20 protein-coding genes are annotated in these 18,478 nt (G+C 63.5%); 10 read left to right on the top strand and 10 right to left on the bottom strand.

Going from position 1 to position 18,478, the window contains the following annotated elements:
- Positions 1 to 42: 42 nt before the first annotated feature.
- Together G6N67_RS08255 and G6N67_RS08250 are read right to left on the bottom strand one after the other, a co-directional pair.
- Positions 43 to 258, bottom strand: coding sequence for a hypothetical protein (locus G6N67_RS08255; protein ID WP_036433009.1), 216 nt, complete (start codon positions 256 to 258; stop codon positions 43 to 45).
- Between the two features lie 71 nt (positions 259 to 329).
- On the bottom strand, positions 330 to 899 hold the full coding sequence (locus G6N67_RS08250) for a CGNR zinc finger domain-containing protein (protein WP_163642145.1): 570 nt from the start codon (positions 897 to 899) through the stop codon (positions 330 to 332).
- Positions 900 to 1,020: 121 nt separating this feature from the next.
- Between G6N67_RS08250 and G6N67_RS08245 the strand changes: the two genes are divergently transcribed.
- Entirely contained in the window at positions 1,021 to 1,494 is a 474-nt protein-coding gene (locus G6N67_RS08245; protein WP_036433011.1) for a VOC family protein, read from the top strand.
- 13 nt (positions 1,495 to 1,507) lie between these two features.
- Positions 1,508 to 2,383 (top strand): pyridoxamine 5'-phosphate oxidase family protein, encoded by an 876-nt coding sequence (locus G6N67_RS08240; protein ID WP_036433013.1) that lies wholly within the window; start codon positions 1,508 to 1,510, stop codon positions 2,381 to 2,383.
- Here the strand turns inward: G6N67_RS08240 and G6N67_RS08235 are convergent, their stop codons facing one another.
- On the bottom strand, positions 2,384 to 3,040 hold the full coding sequence (locus G6N67_RS08235; protein ID WP_229479726.1) for a DUF4396 domain-containing protein: 657 nt from the start codon (positions 3,038 to 3,040) through the stop codon (positions 2,384 to 2,386).
- Positions 3,041 to 3,482: 442 nt separating this feature from the next.
- Between G6N67_RS08235 and G6N67_RS08230 the strand changes: the two genes are divergently transcribed.
- Positions 3,483 to 4,730 (top strand): threonine/serine exporter family protein, encoded by a 1,248-nt coding sequence (locus tag G6N67_RS08230; protein WP_051578736.1) that lies wholly within the window; start codon positions 3,483 to 3,485, stop codon positions 4,728 to 4,730.
- 70 nt (positions 4,731 to 4,800) lie between these two features.
- On the opposite strand, the gene G6N67_RS39110 is transcribed toward G6N67_RS08230, so the two are convergent.
- Positions 4,801 to 5,643 carry an SHOCT domain-containing protein gene (locus tag G6N67_RS39110; RefSeq protein ID WP_229479728.1) on the bottom strand — a complete coding sequence of 281 codons (843 nt, stop codon included), beginning with the start codon at positions 5,641 to 5,643 and terminating at the stop codon, positions 4,801 to 4,803.
- Positions 5,644 to 5,882: 239 nt separating this feature from the next.
- Between G6N67_RS39110 and G6N67_RS08220 the strand changes: the two genes are divergently transcribed.
- Entirely contained in the window at positions 5,883 to 6,239 is a 357-nt protein-coding gene (locus tag G6N67_RS08220; protein ID WP_036433015.1) for a heme-binding protein, read from the top strand.
- Between the two features lie 10 nt (positions 6,240 to 6,249).
- Here the strand turns inward: G6N67_RS08220 and G6N67_RS08215 are convergent, their stop codons facing one another.
- A complete protein-coding gene (locus G6N67_RS08215; protein ID WP_163642503.1) occupies positions 6,250 to 6,879 on the bottom strand; it encodes a DsbA family protein in 630 nt (209 codons plus the stop codon).
- 101 nt (positions 6,880 to 6,980) lie between these two features.
- Complete coding sequence (locus tag G6N67_RS08210; protein ID WP_036435623.1) at positions 6,981 to 7,469, bottom strand: 2-thiouracil desulfurase family protein; 489 nt, start codon at positions 7,467 to 7,469, stop codon at positions 6,981 to 6,983.
- 197 nt (positions 7,470 to 7,666) lie between these two features.
- On the opposite strand from G6N67_RS08210, the gene ripB reads away from it, so the two are divergent.
- The 3 genes from ripB to G6N67_RS08195 all read left to right on the top strand — a co-directional run bounded on the left by ripB (position 7,667) and on the right by G6N67_RS08195 (position 9,692).
- The gene (ripB, locus tag G6N67_RS08205) at positions 7,667 to 8,317 is read left to right on the top strand and encodes an NlpC/P60 family peptidoglycan endopeptidase RipB (RefSeq protein WP_370466336.1); all 651 of its coding nucleotides are present in this window, start codon (positions 7,667 to 7,669) and stop codon (positions 8,315 to 8,317) included.
- Between the two features lie 71 nt (positions 8,318 to 8,388).
- Positions 8,389 to 8,763, top strand: coding sequence for a BlaI/MecI/CopY family transcriptional regulator (locus G6N67_RS08200; RefSeq protein ID WP_036433017.1), 375 nt, complete (start codon positions 8,389 to 8,391; stop codon positions 8,761 to 8,763).
- Positions 8,760 to 9,692, top strand: a complete 933-nt coding sequence (locus tag G6N67_RS08195; RefSeq protein ID WP_036433020.1) for a M56 family metallopeptidase — start codon at positions 8,760 to 8,762, stop codon at positions 9,690 to 9,692. Before G6N67_RS08200 ends, G6N67_RS08195 begins: the two co-directional genes overlap by 4 nt.
- Here the strand turns inward: G6N67_RS08195 and thiD are convergent.
- The 4 genes from thiD to G6N67_RS08175 all read right to left on the bottom strand — a co-directional run bounded on the left by thiD (position 9,678) and on the right by G6N67_RS08175 (position 13,526).
- Complete coding sequence (thiD, locus tag G6N67_RS08190) at positions 9,678 to 10,490, bottom strand: bifunctional hydroxymethylpyrimidine kinase/phosphomethylpyrimidine kinase (RefSeq protein WP_036433022.1); 813 nt, start codon at positions 10,488 to 10,490, stop codon at positions 9,678 to 9,680. The two genes, G6N67_RS08195 and thiD, sit on opposite strands and share 15 nt — an antisense overlap.
- Positions 10,491 to 10,662: 172 nt before the next feature.
- Positions 10,663 to 10,914 carry a hypothetical protein gene (locus tag G6N67_RS08185; RefSeq protein WP_036433025.1) on the bottom strand — a complete coding sequence of 84 codons (252 nt, stop codon included), beginning with the start codon at positions 10,912 to 10,914 and terminating at the stop codon, positions 10,663 to 10,665.
- Between the two features lie 206 nt (positions 10,915 to 11,120).
- Entirely contained in the window at positions 11,121 to 12,341 is a 1,221-nt protein-coding gene (locus G6N67_RS08180; RefSeq protein ID WP_036433027.1) for an MCE family protein, read from the bottom strand.
- Between the two features lie 585 nt (positions 12,342 to 12,926).
- Complete coding sequence (locus G6N67_RS08175) at positions 12,927 to 13,526, bottom strand: VOC family protein (RefSeq protein ID WP_036433029.1); 600 nt, start codon at positions 13,524 to 13,526, stop codon at positions 12,927 to 12,929.
- A gap of 394 nt (positions 13,527 to 13,920) precedes the next feature.
- Here G6N67_RS08175 and G6N67_RS08170 point away from each other — a divergent pair, with 394 nt between their 5' ends.
- From G6N67_RS08170 to G6N67_RS08160, 3 genes are read left to right on the top strand one after another with little or no spacing between them, the layout of a single operon-like run.
- Positions 13,921 to 15,855 carry an acyl-CoA synthetase gene (locus G6N67_RS08170; protein ID WP_051578740.1) on the top strand — a complete coding sequence of 645 codons (1,935 nt, stop codon included), beginning with the start codon at positions 13,921 to 13,923 and terminating at the stop codon, positions 15,853 to 15,855.
- 57 nt (positions 15,856 to 15,912) lie between these two features.
- Positions 15,913 to 17,544 (top strand): FAD-dependent monooxygenase, encoded by a 1,632-nt coding sequence (locus G6N67_RS08165; RefSeq protein ID WP_063835119.1) that lies wholly within the window; start codon positions 15,913 to 15,915, stop codon positions 17,542 to 17,544.
- Positions 17,541 to 18,401: an alpha/beta fold hydrolase gene (locus G6N67_RS08160; protein WP_051578742.1), complete on the top strand. Its 861-nt coding sequence runs from the start codon at positions 17,541 to 17,543 to the stop codon at positions 18,399 to 18,401. The genes G6N67_RS08165 and G6N67_RS08160 overlap by 4 nt, the downstream gene beginning before the upstream one ends.
- The last annotated feature ends 77 nt before the right edge of the window (positions 18,402 to 18,478 follow it).

Genomic DNA, 18,478 nt, shown 5'->3' with positions numbered 1-18,478 from the left:
CGCGAGCGGCAGCGGTGGCCGTTCGGGGTCACCGCTGCCTGCTCAGCCGCGTGGTCGCGGTGAGCGATTCACCCGCCACCCAACCAGGGCGATGCCGACACCGATCAGCAGGATGATCGGACCGAGGATCGACCAGGTGGTGGTGTTGCTCATCGGGCTACCGCCGACGACGCCGAAGCCCTGTAGGGCGAACAGCAGGCCGGACAGCGCGGTGAACAGGCCGACGATGCCGAGCACGACTGCGATGACATTTCGCATATCAGCGACAGTAGTCATGTTCTGCCGATCCGGCCGATCGAAATCGGTTGACCAGCAGTTGTAGTCGTATTTCAGCGGGTTTGCCGCCGGCGTGCCCGCGCGTTGTGTGCCGCCACTTTTCTGCGGTTTCCACACAGGTCCATGCTGCACCAGCGCCGCGTATGGCTGCGTGACGTGTCGAGGAAAATCAGCATGCAGTGCTCGCGGTTGGCGCAGCGTCGTAGCGATGTGGTTCTGTCGCTACACAGCAGCTGCGCGCCGGCGTCGGCCAGCAACCAGGGCAGGTGGCTCGCGTCCTTCGCGAGATCTACGCGAGGTGCATGGTGCAGCGCTTGTGTCGACAGCCGGCGGACTTCGGTGCCCGGAGCGGACGCGAGAACCGCATTGAGCGACTTCAATGCCGGTGATGGTATGGGTTGTTCGTCGATCAGCGCGTTGTAGCACGCTCTCAGCGCCCCCCGAAGGGGGATCGCCTGGGTGTAGATCGTCGACGCGATGTCAGTCGGTACACCGAACTCGGTGCCGAGGTTCGACGCCGCGACCCACGCCGCCAGCTCCTGCGGAGTGGAGATCCGGTCGACTTCCCGGCCGCTCTCGATCATCTGCGTGTTGACGAAGTCGATGCTGACGTCGCCGCCCACGAAGAGGAATCGGGGCGGCGCGTGCGCGTCGCTGCCTGGATCCGATGCTTGCTGTTCCATTGCTAACCTGCAATAGTCCTTAATGACGGTTAGTTATCGTACTTGAACGAGTGGAGTCATCATGGCATTGCGGACCGGTCACATCGGACTCAACGTCACTGACCTGGACCGATCGTGTGCCTTCTATCAGGACGTTTTCGGCCTTGAAGTACTCGGCCAGTCCACGGAGGAGGGACAGCGGTTCGCATTCCTCGGCAACCCCGATGTCTCGTCCGATGACTTTCTCGACAAGCTCGCCATCACGCTGTGGGAGCAGAGTGACGGTCGTTTCTCGGAGCGAGTTCCCGGGTTGCACCACCTGGCGTTCCACGTCGAGTCGGTGGACCACGTCGAACGCGTTCGTGACCGGGTGCGCGGTCTGGGCATCGAGTTGTTGTACGACGGCCGGATCGTGCCGCACAGCGATGCCTTCGACTCCGGGGGCATCTTCTTCGTCGACCCGGACGGCGTACGCCTCGAGGTGTGTGCGCCCGCCGGTGTTCCGAAGGAGGACGCCATCGCGGGTGCAGCGCCGTCCTGTGGTTTCTTCGATTAGGGCGCGGCAGGGCGTGTCGTCGAGCGGCGTCTTCCACGAAGGAGAACTGTTCGTCCAGCGGCAGGCGGGCTTGGCCGACGAAGCTCTGCGTCTCACCCGGATGCTCGGCGCTCGTGAGTTCAGCGATGCGATGAGCGGTTTCGTCGCCGATCGGGATCTCGCGTTCATCACGTCTCGTGATTCGGCCGGCACGCTCTGGACCTCGGCCGTCTATGGCGAGCGCGGGTTCTGCCGCGCCGACCGCGCGACGTTGCGGGTCAAGGGACGTCCCCTGCCGGGCGACCCGCTGCACGAGTTGTCGCGCGGCGCACAGATCGGGTTGCTGTTCATCGACTTTCACCGGCGCAGGCGCCTGCGTATCAACGGAGCCTTGAGTGTCGTCGACGACAACGGGTTCGAGGTCGCCGCCGACCAGGCATATGGCAACTGTCCGCAGTACATCCGGCAACCGACCGCTGAGCGCACCGTTGTGCCTGACGGGGCGCACGCCGTCGCCAGCACTCACTGCCGAGTCGGGGCCGTGCACCTGGAGCAGGTGTCCCGTGCCGACACATTCATCCTGGGTACCTCACATCCGTCCCGCGGCGCAGACACGTCTCACCGTGGCGGTCCCAGCGGATTCGTGCGAGTGGAAGACGGCGAGTTGTGGTGGCCGGACTATCCCGGCAACAACCTGTTCAACAGCATGGGAAACATCGTCGTGGAGCCTGCGGCCGCGCTGCTCTTCTTGGACTTCCGTGCCGCAACGAGCCTGCAGATGTCGGGTACGGCTCAGCTTGTCTGGGACTTCCCGCGGCTGCGAGACGATGAGTCCCCGACCGGTCGGAGAGTTCGCTTCACCCCAGGGCGAACGATCCACACCACGGGTCTGCCTCTGGTGGCGGCGTGATCACTGCACGTGTTCGACGGGGGCCGCGGGCGCAGCCAGCTCGTCAGCCACCGACACAACCAAGCCGCCGAGCATGAATGCGGTGATCGCTGCCACCAGAGCCCCGGTGCTGAAGGCGGGAATGAACCGCCGCGCGCCGCTGGGTTCGCTTGCAGCGTGGTGGTACTCGTGTGTCAGGGCGTGTCCTTTGCCGCGCTGCAGCAGGTACCGGTTCACCGGATAGGCGGCAAAAAACGCTGCGGTCAGCGAGATGATCATGCCGATCCAGAACACGGAGTTGACCAAGCCCGCGTTCATCGCCCCTGGCAGCACAGCCATGACGATGTTGTCGACGATTTCCATCGTCAGGATCGACAGCGTGTCGGCGGCCAACACGACGCTCAGTGCGGTGCCCATCGCCAGGCCTGCCCTCAGGAGGGGCAACGTCGACAGGGTGTAGCCGAACACGAATGCCAACGCGATCGCCAGGGGGATCGTCGCCACGTTGCTCAGGCCGAGGCTGGTGCCGATGATCAGCCCGACGATTTCGCCGATGGCGCAGCCGGTCAGGCAATGCAGCGTTGCGCTGACTGCCATGGCGTTGACACTGCCGCCGGCGTGATGGTCGTGTGCGTGGTCGGTGCCGTGACGGGATTGGCCGTGGGGTTGAACGCTCATGTGCTTGAACCTCCTCGAACCTTTCGATGGTGAGTTCCCGCTGCTGGTCCATCCCCATCCCCGCGGCGACACCCGGAACGACGCTGTGGTCTCAACGCCCGGGTTGCCCTTCCGGATACGCCTTGCGGCGGCGCTCCTCGGCAACCCACGCGGCGCCACCACCGCTCACAGGATTGGCCATGTCACCACAATTCAAACCCCGTGACACCATTCCGTGTTCCGGTGGACGCCCATCATCGCGAAGTCTTCGTTGCGACAAATTGCTATTCGCGACAATTGAATCGCTGCGTACGTGTCGGCGATCGGGTGTACCAGCTGGTCAGTGAGCTCAAACGGCGATGACCGCCACATCTGCGCTCGGTGGATCGCGGGTTGCTGCCGGCCGGAAGTTCTGTGCGCAATGTCGGCATCCTCGACCCGGAAACGATCTACAGTTTCGATCGTGTCCGAGACCGTTGAGCACGTCGACGACGAAGCCTGGGCCGCCGTCGACTACCTGGCGCGTCTTGGCGCCGCGATGCTTGCGGCCGACTACTCGGTCGACTACGTGCGGAAGGTTCTCGCCGGGGCCAGCGACCGATACCACCTCGAACCGCGCCTACTGATCCTGCCGAACTACATCCAGGTCGGCGAATCCTGCAACAGCCGCATCGAGCACGTCGGCACCGCGCTGCGCTACGACCAGGCGTTCCAGCTCGGCGGGCTGGTGCGCAGAACCTATCGAAACACCATCAGTCCGGCGGACGGGACTGCCGAACTCACCCGGATACTGGCTCTACCTCGCCCACTTCCCTGGTGGGTCAACATGATCGGGTACGCGGTCCAGAGTGCGGCATACGGATTGATCTTGCAGCCGACGCCCGCCGGGCTGGTCGCGGCAACGGGCTTCGGGCTGCTCGTCGGGGCGCTCGACATCGTCGCCCGCTTCAACGCCGCGTTTCTCCGGCTCCTGCCGTTCTTCTGCGCGTTCATCGTCACGTTCGCGGCGTTCACGATCGGGCGGTGGCTGCACATGGGCCAGGACAGCCTGCGCGTGCTCATCCCGCCGTTGACCTTGTTTCTGCCGGGCGTGGGAATCACGTTGGCGATACTTGAGGCATCCACCGGCGAAGTCGTCTCGGCCGCAGCTCGTCTGACTCAGGGGTTCACCCGCCTGGCTCAGCTCGCCCTGGGAATCGTGCTGGCCATCCAGGCCCTCGGCATCACCCAATGGGAACTGACCGACGTGCCGCGAAATACGTTCGGCGCCTGGGCGCCGTGGGTCGGAGTCGCTGTGTACGGCGTGGGCATCATGCTCTACCACGGGCCGCCCCGCCGGTTCCTGCCGTGGCTGCTGCTCATCCTCTACGTCAGCTACGCCGCCCAGTTCGGGACCGCGCAGCTTTTCGGTGCGTACACGAGCGGTTTCGGTGGCGGCTTGGCGCTCATGCTGTGCACGTTGGCGCTGGGGGAGCTACGCATGACGCCGTCGTCACGGGTTCTGCTCGCGCCGGGCTTCTGGCTCATGGTGCCGAGCTCGATCGGTCTGGTGGGCATCACCGAGATCGTCGGCGGCGACGGCGACAGCACCAACGCGATCATCCTGATGCTGGTGTCGATGCTGTCGATCTCGCTCGGATTCCAAGCCGGCCGCGCCGTCTGGGCACTGCTGCCGGCCCGGATTCGCTTGCGCGACAACGGGGCATACTGACGCGGCGGATTCGTCGTCAGGTGGTTCAGTCGTCAGTCATGTGTCGTACGCCGAAGACGCTCCGAACGGCTTAGATTCGAGCCAGGATTTCGGCCTTCTTTGCCTGGAACTCGGCCTCGGTCAGTACACCGTCATCTCGCATCTCGGCGAGTTTCGTGAGTCGGTTCAGGAGGTCGTCTCCGGATGCTGCGAATGATTGTGTCGGAACCGCGGATATCTGTTGATCAGCACGGTGTCCCGCCCTGCGTTCCATCCGCTGTAGTTTTCGCCGCAGGAATGTGGCGTGGCGGCGCCCGGCATACCATGCTCCCGCGAGGGAGCCGACGAGGGCGAGCAGGTAGTACGTGAAACCGAATGACACGTCGCGCCACCATCCCGACCATGGCATACCACTGTTGCCATCACCGAATGCGACGTTCAACGCCAAGAAGATGATTGCCTCAATAAGATATGCCGCTGTGACAGCAACAGCGGTCCAGCGGTACGGGTGCTCACCGAGGTAGTGCGCAACGCGTGATGCGACGAGGAATGCCAGCACTGCACAAATCGATGCGCTCAACATCACCATGCCGGCCAAACTCAATCCCCGTGGAAGTGGCATCAACGCACAAGCAGCCTCAATCAGGAGCACGGTCGCGGTATGCATGACGACCAAAAGTCCTACAGGGCGCTGCAACTCGCCCTTCTTCACTGACGAGATGTCGTCAACCACATCTCTCTGTCTTGTTCGCAGGCTGTACTCGATTGCGGCGGGGAGTCCACCAGCGGCGGCGACAAGAGTGCCCGTCACTTCGGGTGGACTGTCCAGATAGGTGCATATCAAGCCGACCGCTACTGCGGCACTCGCTGACGTGCTGATACCCACCAGAGAGCGTTCGTCGAAGTGTGAGGCGGCCTTCGGTGACGTCGTCATGGCGCAGCCTCCATTCCGGTCGGGCCGCCATTCGGGCGGGTTCAACGCATATCGTCGCGCTGAGGCGGCCGCATTGCTTGAGTACTCGGCTACTCGAACTGCATTTGTTGCGGTAGCGGTCAGGCAAGCCGCAGGACAGGGTTCCGGTGATCGCCGAGGTGCGATCGTGATGTCAGAAAAGAAACCCGTGTTTTGGGCAACGCACACCATATCGCCGTGTTTGCCGGAGGATAACGGGTGTGAAACTGATTCCCATGCTCGCGCTCGGGGCGTTCGCCTCTCTCACCGTCGCCGTCCCGACCGCTGCGGCTGCGCCGCCCTGCTCAGCCAGCGGGATGGCCACCACGGCCAGCGGGGTGCTGGCCCAGGCCGGCGCGTACCTGGACGCGCACCCGCAGGCCAACGACGTGCTGACCGCGGCGGGCACGCAGTCGACCGGCGATGCCGAGACGGCCATCCGCGCGTACTTCCTTGCCCACCCAGGCGAATTCCTGGATCTGCAGACCATCGCGCGTCCGTTGACATCGCTGCGCAGTCAGTGCGGCGTGTCGGTCTCTCCAGGTCAGCTGGCGACGCTGTTCGACGCGCTCTCCTGAACCCGGCCGGTCAGGCCGGCAGCTGGTCGAGCCAGTCGGAGTTTCCGTCGACCGCCTTGCCGTCGATGACCACGAGGGGCACCCCAGGCTCGGGGAACTGCCTCAGCAGTGGCAGGTTGTTCGCGGCGACGGTGTGGCCGTCGTACGGGACGGGCAATCCGAGCCGGATCATGTCCTGCGCCGACGGTGGCGCACCGGCCCGGCCTGCCAGGTCGGCGAGCTGATCGTTGCTGAGATCCGTCGAACCCTGTTCCTTCGGTTGCTGGTCGGCGGCATAGATCTGCTCGATGAACCGCCACGTGACCTCGCTCGAGCGCGAATGGTCGGCGACGGTGTAGGCCGAGTAAATCGCGCGACTGTCGTAGTTGCCGCTCGCAGAGTACTTGTCGAGGAAATCGACGAACCGTAGGCCGATGTGGAGCTTGCCCGCTTCGAGGCGCCGACCGATTTCAGCGCCCTGCTCGCGCACCATTTTCCCGCTGAAGGGGCAGAGCGGATCTACGAACAGTTCGATCTGGCCCGGCGCCGCGGGATCGCCGACGGACAGAGCGTCCCCGGCCGGCGACGCCTCAGCTGCATGGGCGCGACCGGGGTCGGAACCCCATACCAGGACCGTCGCGACCACGGTCGCCATGAGCATGATGCGAATCAGGCGCACAGTCATGATCTCCATCATCCCGGAACCCACGGCGTGGTCGTCGGCGGCGCCGGAGCGGAGCGGTGGGAGCAAGCCGGACCGGCTCAGGTATTCCCGCCGACATCGGTCGGCTTGCGGCCCGACCGCTCTTCGACGCGGATGCCGCGGCGGCGCAATTCTGCTGCGACCACACCGTCGCCGGCCTGAAGAGTTCCCGAATGTGTTCCGTCGTATATCGATCCGCATCCGCATGACGGACTACGGGCTTGCAGGATGGCGTGGTGTGCCCCGTATTCGACGGCGGCATCGGCGACCGCCTTGGCTCCGGCGATGAACGCGGCGGTGAGATCGTCTCCGTCGACGGAGACGACTCGCGCACGTCCGTCGAGCACGTCGTAGCCGTCCCCTCCGACGATCTCGGCCGCGGGCCGCGGCGTGGGCAGGCCACCGAGCACTTCGGCGCACAGCGGCAGCGCTTGCCCGGAGGCCACAGCGTCCATCACGCCGCGGTCGGGCCGTGAGCGGCCGTCGTATCGGCACGGTGCCCCGCTCAGGCACGCACTGACGATCGTCAGCCGCCGGTCGCTCGTCATCACCGCCTCCACTCTGCGCTCTCACCCCCGACTGTACTGGCGACCGCGGCCAACCGGCGATCAAAGCGAGACGCAGTCGTGACTGGTCTTTCGGGCAATTAATACTGTCTACTTACGTACGTAGTAAATACGTAAATAAGTCGTGACGAGTGGAGGCCGCCTTGCGTCGCAGGGAAGCAATCGTGCTGGGCGGCCTTGTGGCGTTGTCACCTTTGGTCGCAGGGGTCGCTCGCGCGGACCCGGCCCAGTGGGATCCGACGTTGCCGCAACGTATAAGTGCCGGTGCACCGGGCGATCCGGTCGCGATCGCCAATGCATCAATCAACGCAACGCGGATCGCGGCCGACACCACGTTCGGCCTCGGTCGTCAGTTTCTCGGCAGTTTGGGCATCATCGACGCTTCGCCATCAGGCGTGACCGCGGTGCGTAACGGCCGGGTCCACGGCCCGCAGGCGATCGAATATGTGATCCGAAGGGCGGGTTCGCAATTGGGTGTGCCGTACTCCTGGGGAGGCGGCAGCCTGACAGGCCCGAGTCGGGGAATCGATTCTGGTGCGGACACTGTCGGCTTCGACTGTTCAGGGTTGACGCGCTATGCGTTCGCCGGTGTCGGCGTGTTGCTGCCGCGGTGGTCCGGAGATCAGTACACCGCGGGCAGGCATGTTCCCCCGGCCCAGGCACGGCGGGGTGACCTCTTGTTCTGGGGACCGGGCGGCAGTCAACACGAAGCGATCTTCCTCGGCAACGGCCGAATGATCGAGGCGCAGCAAACCGGTGTGCCGGTGAAGGTTTCGCCGGTGCGACTCTCAGGGATGACGCCGTTCGTGACCCGCGTCATCGAGACCTGACATGACGCGTGTGCTACAACGAATCTACGTACCTAGGCCGTAGGTTAAGGGGTGTGAGGCGCGCAGGCGGTATGGGATTGAGAACATTCGGCGAACTCGAAGCCGTCGTGATGGATGTGTTGTGGCTGCGCACGGCGCCGTCGTCGGTGCGCAGCGTTCATGATGAGCTCATCGCACGCCGCCAGATCGCCTACACCACCGTGTTGTCCACCATGGACAACCTGTTTCGCAAAGGCTGGCTGCTGCGAGACAAGGTCGGCCTGGCCTACCACTACCGCCCCGTCATGAGCCGCGAAGAACACTCGGCAAGGCTCATGCGCACGGTCTTCGAGACCGGAGGTGACGGCGAGCTCATCCTCAACTTCTTTCTGGAACAGATCGCCGACGATGACTCCGCGAAGCTCAAACACGCACTTCAGCGGTTCACCGAAGGTGAGGCGCGATGAACGCGGTCACCTATCTGCTCATCTACGCGGTGGCGCTGAGCTGGCTGGCACCCACAGTGCTCTCGCGCTTGGCGTCGGACGGCGTCAGCCCCCGGCTGGCGGTCACCGGCTGGCTGACCACAGTTGCAACGGCGTTGTTCGCATGGGGTGCAGCGTTGGTGATCTTGGTGGTAGGTGCTGCGCACAGTCTGATCACCCACACCGCGCTGACGTTCTGCGTGGAAACTTTGGGCATCACGGAGGCCGTGGAGTTTCCACCGGTGGTTGCCACGGTTCTGACCGGCGCGCTTCTTGCCGTCACCGCTGCGGTCGCAGTCCGCACGGCACACCGCGTGGTCGTCGCGATGCTCAAGGTGCGGCGCGCCAATCGCCGGCACACAGAAGCGGTCCGCATCATCGGCCGACCGACCGGCGACGACGATGTCGTCGTCGTGACCGCCGAGCAGCCGACGGCCTACTGCGTCTCCGGCGGTCGTCGACGCGCCATCGTCATCACCACCTCGGCACTTGCCCTCCTGAAACCGCCCGAGCTGGCAGCGGTCCTGGCCCACGAGCGGGCTCACCTGCGCGGACACCATCACCACGTCGTGGCGGTTCTCACCGCGCTGTCGGCCGCGCTACCGCAACTGCCCTTGATGCGTGGCGCCATCCGGTCGGTGCCTGCGCTGCTGGAGATGTGTGCCGACGACGCCTCCATCCGCACGCACGGCCGTGCGCCGCTGTTGGCCAGTCTGGTCGTCCTGGGCACTCGGCACGGCCTGCCCGACGGCGCATTGGCGGCAGCCGGCACTGCGGTGGCGGATCGGGCGCTGCGCCTCATGCAGCCCCCGCATCAGAGTCGTTGGCAGCCAAAGGCGATGCTGATGTCACTCGTCGTCGTTGCGACGCTGTCGGCACCGAGCGTCGCGTTGACGCTATGTGTCCACTGACGAGACTTGCGCGCCCTGCCACACGGCGTCGAACGGCGTGTGGCCGCTGACCCGATCGATGATGCCGGCGGTGGTGAACTCTTTGGCCAGGCGTACGGCGTCCGCGACGTCGGCTCCCTTGGCGAGTGCGGCGGTGATTGCTGCCGCCAGGGTGCATCCCGCGCCGGCGACACGGGCGTGGCCGACTTTGGGTGCACGCAGGATCGCGGCGTCGTTGCCGTCGAAGACGACGTCGACGGCGTCATCACCGGGAAACTCGACTCCACCTTTGACGACGACGTAACGCGGGCCCAGCTCGGCGATGCGCCCGGCCGCTTCGACGAGATCGTCGACCGACGAGATCTCCTCCATGCCGGCCAGGGTGCGCGCCTCGAACAGGTTAGGGGTGGTGACGGTCGCCAACGGCAGGATCTGCTGACGCAGAGCGGTGTCGGTGTCGAGCGCGGCGCCGGGCTCCTGACCCTTGCAGATCAACACGGGATCGACGACCACGTGCCGCCACGACTGGCGGGCAAGGGCCTGGGCGACGACGTCGATGGTCGCGGGGGTGCCCAGCATGCCGATCTTGACTACGTCGAGGTCATACGCCGAGGTCGCCGCCTCGATCTGATCGGCGACCACCTGTGGTTCGACGGGGACGAACCGGTGCGCCCAGTTCGCCTTCGGATCGAACGACACGATGCACGTCACGGTGCCGACGCCGTATGTGCCGAGCTGTTGAAAGGTGCGCAGGTCCGCTTGCAGGCCGGCGCCGCCCGTTGCTTCGGATCCGGCGATGACGTAGGCGAGGTCAACCACGTGTCTGAGCGTACGACACCACCCTCTCGGTCAGACGAATACTCGGGATTCGGGTTCTTCGTTATTTCTCGGCATATGAAAAATGCTGCGCGCCAAGCGGTATGGAAACCGCTAGCTGCCGCCGGGGCCGTTGTCGTTGCCCGGAAGGCCGGGTGGTTCATCTCCTGGCCCCTCATCGACCGACGGGGTTGTCGTCGGCGGTGTCACCGGTGGGCTCACGCTGTTGCCGCTCTGTTCGGTTTGGGTCGGCCCCGCCGGGCAGTGGGCTGGTCGTCTCGACCGGTGACGTGGGAATCGAGATCTCGGACGTAGGGGACAGGGGCGGTTCTTTCCCGCCGTCGCCGTTGGAACAGGCCGAAGCAAGTGGAGCTGCCGCGATCCCGAGGGCAATCACCACTGTCTTGCCGAAGTGTCGATCGTGCATGGATACGTCTCCATCCGTATTCGTGCGAGCCGGACCGGTCAGGCTGCGGATCCGGCCCGGCGGCGCATGAAACGACTTCGCAGGGATGCAGACGACCTCAAGAGGCATCCAGGCCGGTGAGTATCCGTTCTGCGACCTGGCGAGGACCGGTAGGGCTGGCCGGTGATGATGGCACCGCGGAGTGTGAGAGAGGAGCGATCCTTCGTTCATGGGTTGATCGCCGGTTCGCCGACCTGCCGGCCCCACACGTATTCGGTCAGCATCGGTTGTCCGGGTTCGAGGTGGTTGTAGGGCGCGATCGAAGCACCGGTATCCATGACCAGGTACGGCGCCGGCCAAAGGTCACGGGTGATCGGTTGCCAGCATCCCGGTCGGCCTTCCGGCCCTCCTTTTGCGTTGACCCGAGGCAAGTTATCTGGATAGACGTAGGGGTTGCCCACGCCGAGCAGCAGTGAGTTGGTTTGGGCCGAATAGCCGTTGCCGCCGAACATGTCGCCAAGTTTCGGCGCGGCGTTATGGTAGTTGCGGATGGTGCAGTACAGGGCCGGGCTCTGGAGGTCGAATGTCGCGCTGACCGGCAGCAGATCCTGGTTGCCGCGGACCAGGTAGGGGCCGCCGCGCTCGAATATGTCGCCAGCGGTATTGCCGAAGCCGACCGCGGCGACCAGCGCCCGGTCCAGGTTGCCGCGCTGCTGGTCGAGAGCGCGGGTGGTGGTGACGGCGTTGGTCAGACCGTCGAACAGATCGGGGGCGGCGTTGCCGTAGACCTCGCCGAGGTCGGCCAGACCGGCGATGTCACGACGGCTCTGAGACATACGTGGGTTGAGATCGGTCAGGATGTCGTTGCCGTTGATGATCGACTGGCCGAACTTGTCACCCAGCCCGTCGAGGGCCTGCGCGGTGGTGGTCAGGGTTTCGTTGAGCTTGATCGGATCGATCTGCTGGGAAATTGCGGTGATGGTCTCGAACAGCGTATTGAACTCCGTCGTCACGCCCTGGGCGCGGATCGGCGTACCGGGTGTCAACCGATGCGGCGACGGGTTATCCGGCGACAGGAACGAGACGTGCTTGTTGCCGAACACCGTGGTGGCCTTCAGTTCAGCGGTCACGTTTGCCGGGATCAGCTTGAGGTACTTGGGTTTGACTTCCAGGGTCAGCATGGCCTGTTGGTCGCCGTCGACGTCTGCCACGTTCACGGCGGTGAGCCGGCCGATAGGCACCCCGTTGAACGTCGCTTTGGATCCGGGGTCCATTGCGAGGCCTGCCCTGCCGGAGTAGACCACCAGTTCGACGTTGTGGCCGAAGGCGCCACGGAACTGCATCCACACCAGTGCGACGACCAGCGCAACAACAAGACATAGAGCGAAGCCGGCCATTTTGTAGGGAGGCGTGTTTGACGCACTGCCGCTGTTTCGGGTTTCTCGCATCGTGCTGATCCTTTGAACACACTCGTGCCGCGCCTCAGGCAGGTACAGGCACAAGGCTTTGGCGTTGCCAGCGTTCTCGGTGCTCGTGTCTTCTGCTCCGCCGCAACAGCTGTCGATGGCATGGCACCAACCAGGGCTTGAACGCCTTGCGTTGAAGGGGCGGCTGTTATCTACGGGTAGGCCGCGGATCTCGCCGCGCAACTCCTCATTCTCGTTCGGTAACCGAGGATGCGGTTCGAAGATGTTGACTGTCAACGTGTTCCGCCTTATCAAGGCTTCACGAAATGAGTGGGCCGGAACACTGCAGACGGCACGTCTACTTCCTAGATCTGCACAGCGGCGGTGCGATGCAGATGAACACCGCTCCAGCTACGTCCCAGATCGCATCGGTGCACTCTCCCGGGGCGAAATGCCTGCGACACAGGCCGGCCTCCGCGCGACCGTCTCGGACTTCTTCAGGCCGGCCACTGATACTCTCGGTGAGATCTGCTTAACAGTACTGTGTTTCACAGTGCCAGATCCCGTTTCCATTCGTAGCAATCGCCGGATGGCAGTGCACTGCAAGTACAGCTGCGTACTGTCGATTCACAACGTACGACTAGCCTCGAAAATATCGATCGGCCCGATATCGGGACGCTTGCGGAGTTCGGCTTCGGGTACACCGTCGCGAAACATGCGCACGAACTCATCGGGATCAAATTCCACACCAATCGGGTTCGTTGGAAACTCAGCCGCCAAAAACTCGTTGACGTCGTCATTCGTCGCGAAGTTGTCAACCTGCAGCTCGATCTGGTTGTTGTCCGGATCACGGTAGTAGAAAGAGATAGTAGGTCCGTGATTGATCGTCCAATACGGCCTCACCGAGGCAGCTTTCAACCTTTCGTAGGTGTCGACGAGGTCGCACATACTGTTGTATGTGAAGGCGATGTGGTCGACGCCAATTGCCATCGGCGGGCGGTCCGCCAACGTAGGAACATTGACGACCGCAATTCGGTGGTGTTCGTCGTCGTAGGTGAGGAAAGAAATCTTCCCCGACGCCTCGAATTGCACGCGGGCGCCTAAGACGAGCTTGTACCACGCGACTACTGCGTCGTATTGCGTCGTCCTGAGTACGACGTGGGCGAGGCGTGCCGGACTGGCGATGCCTGCGGGCTCGCCGGCGGCGGGCGTTACGTGTTGTTCCATTGTGGTCCCACTCCTGGTCCTCAACCTTTGCCGACCGTGCCTAAGAACGATCGTGGCAGTTGATCTCTCTTGACTCACTTGGTCTGTGAACGCAGACGGAAATGTCTCAGCTCAGTCAGTGCAACAACAACTGAACAACAGTTGTTGTTGTATGTAATCACAACAAGTGTTGTTCAGGCAAGCCTTTGGGTAGCGGGAAGTCTTGAGTCTCTGTCCGTTCGGCCCACCCCTGCGCCGCGGGATCGATCGCCGTGCGGCCGCGGGCAGAGGCTTGCGGAAACAACAGATGTTGTGTTTCTGTTGAACAACAGCCGTTGTTTGGGGTGGCCGTGTCCCGCTCAGGTAAAGGAGCCCAGCGATGACCAAGAGGGCCAGTAGTGCCGAGGGCCGCGGGATGGCAACCGCGTCGATTGACACGTCTGCGATTGAGGAAAACAAGTTATGGCCAAAGTATGAAAGTCCCGACGACCTCGCCGATATCGAGACCGTTCCGCTCGCCGAACGGGGTCTTCCTGATTCGACATATTCGCTTCTGGTGCGAGCTGCTGCGCTCTGGCCGCATGGGAATGCGCTGGCGGTCATTCCTGATGCCAGTCGGTGGCGAGAACCGATGCAGTGCAGCTACTCTCAGCTCCTCATTGAAGTGCACAGATGCGCCAATCTCTTGCACTCGGTGGGCGTCCGACGCCGCGATGCGGTGGCGCTGATAGCGCCCAACTGCGCTGAACTGATCACCGCAACGCTTGCCGCTCAGGTGGCCGGAATCGCGGCACCGATCAACGGGGGTTTGTCCCGGACTCACATCAAGGAGCTACTACGTCGGTCGGGTGCTCGCGTTCTCATTGTGGCTGGACCTGACTTGTCCGATTCGATGTGGCAGCTCGCCATCGAGCTCGCCCGCGATGGCTTGCTGGATACCGTGCTGGCACTGCGGCACACTCCGGGCAACTCTGGGTGCGACTCGATGCCGGTAATCGAGGGGGTGCGCCTCGGGTATCTGTATGAGCTTGCAGCAGAGCAGGATCCGTCCACATTCGTCGGGGAACCGCCCGTGGGATCGGATCTGGCTGCTTTGATTCACACCGGCGGAACGACCGGTGTCCCGAAGCTGGCGGCTCAACGGCATTCAGGTCAGGTCACGAACGCGTGGATGATCGCGGCGGCTCCGCTCTTGGGCGAATACGCGGCCTTGTTCTCGGCGTTGCCGCTTTTCCATGTGAACGCGCTTGTGGTCAGCGTTCTCGCGCCAATGTTCAAGGGGTACAACGTAGTATGGGCGGGCCCACGTGGTTACCGGGATCAGTTGCTGTACCCGTCATTTTGGAAGCTGGTCGAGTGCTACCAGATCTCTCTGATGAGCGCAGTTCCAACGGTATATGCGGCACTGGCCGAGCACCCGGTAGACGCCGATATCAGCTCCCTTCGCCATGGAATCGTGGGGGCATCACCACTGCCTCGTGCGGTCCGGCAGCGGTTCGAGCGCGGTATCGGGGTCACCTTGGTGGAAGGCTACGGGCTCACCGAAGCAACGTGCGCCAGTGCGCTGAGCTTCCCCGGAATGGTCCGGGAAGGTTCGGTCGGTCAGCGGTTTCCGTACCAGAACACCAAGATCGTCAGGATCGACGAAGACGGTCACTGGCACGATCTGCCGACCGGCGCAACAGGCGTGTTGGCGCTCAGCGGACCAACGCTGTTCGCGGGATACGTGATGGGTCAGGATGACACAGGTGCTCACCAGCTCGATGGCCTGAATACTCTTATCGATGGATGGCTCAACACGGGTGACCTGGCACATCTTGATGCTGAGGGATTCGTCTATCTACATGGCCGGGCGAAGGATCTGATCATTCGCGGCGGGCACAACATCGACCCCGCCGTCATCGAGGAAGCCTTGACTACCTACCCGGGCGTCACCGCAGCTGCCGCTGTCGGCCGCCCCGACACCCATGCCGGTGAGGTTCCGGTTGCTTATGTCACGTTGGCGGCGGGCGAGTCGATCAACGAAGAAGACTTGCTGGCGTGGGCGGCCGGCCGGGTTCCAGAACAAGTTGCCGCGCCAAAGTCTGTGACGGTACTGGAGGCGCTTCCGCTCACCGCAGTGGGCAAGCCCTATAAGCCCACGCTGAGGGCAGATGCCGTCCGACGGGCACTCGTCGACGCACTCGCAGGCATACCCGGTGTGGAGTCCGTCGTCACCACCGCCGACGGAGGCGTCATCCACTCGGTCATCGAGTTGGGCGAGGCTGCCGATGAGACAAAAGTCGCTGAGATCCTCGACCGATACCCGTTGCCGTGTCGAGCGTTTCGTACTGCCGGTCGGTCGGCGTGACTCAAGACAGATTCCATTCCCAGAATGACTCAGCACGTTGCAGCGAAAGGTACGCCTATGACTAAGAGCAGTGATCCGGTGGTCATCGTCGGCGGTGGGCCCGTCGGTATCGGCACAGCACTGGAATTGGCACGCCACGGTGTGCGCACGGTGATACTCGAGGCCCGGAATCGGGGTGAGTACAACCTTGCCCGCACGAACCTGACCAACATGCGGTCCATGGAACACTTCCGCCGGTGGGGTATCGCTGATGATCTGCGGAGCAATGATCCGGTGGAACAAGAGTTCGCTCGCAGTGTCACCTACGTGACCGCACTCAATGGTCACGTCGTGCTCGACCTTACGCAGATGCTCGCTTTCGACTTTCGAGTTCCGTTCTCGTCGGATCGCCCCGTATGGGCGCCCAACGATGCGATCGAGAAGACGTTCCAGGACGCAGCCGTTGGCAACTCACTGATCGACATCCGATTCGGTTGTACGATGACGGGATTCGAGCAGTACGCGGACACCGTTCGCGTGAACTATGAGGACAGCAGCGGCGCAGCAGCGACAGCTTTCGCGGACTACCTCATTGCGGCCGACGGCAGCCGTAGCACAATCCGTAAGGCACTTGGTGTGCGAATGGAAGGCATCCCCGACCTCGCTCAGTTCAGCATCTGGAACATCCATGCACCCGAGCTCAAGGATCAGATCGACGTCGGGAAGTCCTCGTTCGTCCTGTTCGTCAATGAGCACCGCGACTACGCGATGTTGATCCCACAGGGCAATGATCACTACGAATTTGGTTTCGCCGTAGAGGATGCTGATGGGGACAGTTGGCCTCTCGCGCAACAGGCCCTTTACCGCAATGTGGGGTTCGAGTTCGGCGCGGCCCCGGTGTCCGGCGGCGCTGTGACGATCCGTTCCCTGCTCGCACCGAACTTCCGGTATGGAAGAGTCCTGTTGGCCGGCGATGCCGCCCATCTCATCTCTCCCATGGGCGGATTCGGAATGAACCTTGGCATTGGGGATGCGGCGGATCTCGGCTGGAAGCTGGCAGGCGTGCTGCAAGGGTGGGGTGGTCCGGCATTGCTGGACTCCTATGCCGAGGAGCGCCGACCGGTCATCGCCTGGATCCAGGACGCTTGCCTTGTCAACACGGAGAGAAGCCCAGCGTCGTTCGCACGTGACAACATTTCGGCGAGTACCCCAGAGGGTGTGGCGCTGAGAGAAGCGATCGGCGACGAAATCAGGCTTGTTAAGCAAGCGGAATTCCAGAGCTTTGGAGCGCAACTGGGGTCGCACTACCACGGGTCTTCGATTGTGGTCTCGGACGGCACAGAGCCGCCGGCGCTGACGCAGGGGATCTACGAGCCGAGTGCCACCCCGGGGTGCCGCGCCCCGCACGTCTGGATTGACGACCAGACGTCACTCTATGACCGGTTCGGAGTCGGATTCACGCTCCTGGTCACCGGCGACCAACCCATTGATACGTCCGAATTCGAGACCGCGGCGAAGGACCGCGGAATGCCACTTGATGTCCTGGCTGTCAGCACAGTGGTGATTCGCGAAACGTACGGAACCGCACTGGTGCTCATTCGCCCCGACCAGCACATAGCGTGGCGGGGTGATTGCCTGCCCGCCGATGTCGGTGCGGTGCTCGACGCGGTGCGAGGCGCGGGTGCACTCCCGACCAAGGGGTCAGTGTGAACGCTGCTCACGACCATGCTTCGGACAGCACCGTCGAGATCGGCGGAATCCGTTGGGCCTATACCGATCAGGGGAAGGGTCCGCTGGTGGTGTTTCTACACGGAACTTTCGCCAGCGGTGCGATGTATCAGGATGTCATACTCACGCTCCGCGACCGATACCGTTGTGTTGCAGTGGATCTGCCCGGTCACGGGTGCAGCGGCTTCGATGCTGGGGGGTGGACTCTGGAGGACGTTGTGGAGGGCGTCGGCGCACTGATCTCCACGTTCGACGCAGGACCAGTCGCGCTGGTCGGACTATCACAGGGCGGGGCGGTCGCGATGCGGGTCGCCCTCAAGTACCCCACCCGCGTGGGTGCTTTGGTGACTCAAGGGGCCGGACCTGATGGGCCGGCGCGAGAGGCGGTGGACGCGATGGCGGCCTTCGGCCGAGCCCTCGCGGAAGCCGATGACGGGCGGCGTCGTGCGGCGGCAGTCCGGATACAGCCAGCGTTCCACGCATCGGGCTGGGTTCAGGCGCATCCGCAAGCGGCGGAGCAGGAGCTGTCGGTGTTACTGCAGCATGATCGAAGGGCAGTGCCACTCGTGGCTCAGGTGCCCGGCACCGCCAACAGCATCGAAGCGCAGCTCAATCAGATCACCTGCCCGTCATTGATCATGTGGGGAGACGAAGATCCCCGCGCGTTCTGGGGCCCGAAAATGGTTGCCGCGATGCCTGCGGCCCAACTCGTCATCGTCGAACACGCTGGACACCATATGAACTCAGACGCACCTGTGGTGTGTGCACGTGAGATCGGCCGGTTCCTGGACGAAGTCCATGCGGGGCACGCCGCCTCACAGAGCTCCGAACGCGCGTGATGTCTAACACAACACCTGTTGTGCGGGATTAGATCGCAACGCTGTTGTTCTGGCGAGCAGGCATTGCGTAACCTGGG

Origin of the sequence: Mycolicibacterium mageritense (genome assembly GCF_010727475.1) — a bacterium.
In the GTDB taxonomy this organism is placed as follows: Bacteria; Actinomycetota; Actinomycetes; order Mycobacteriales; family Mycobacteriaceae; genus Mycobacterium; species Mycobacterium mageritense.
Note: the sequence above shows the minus strand (reverse complement) of the source record. Positions and strands in the feature narration are given on the sequence as shown.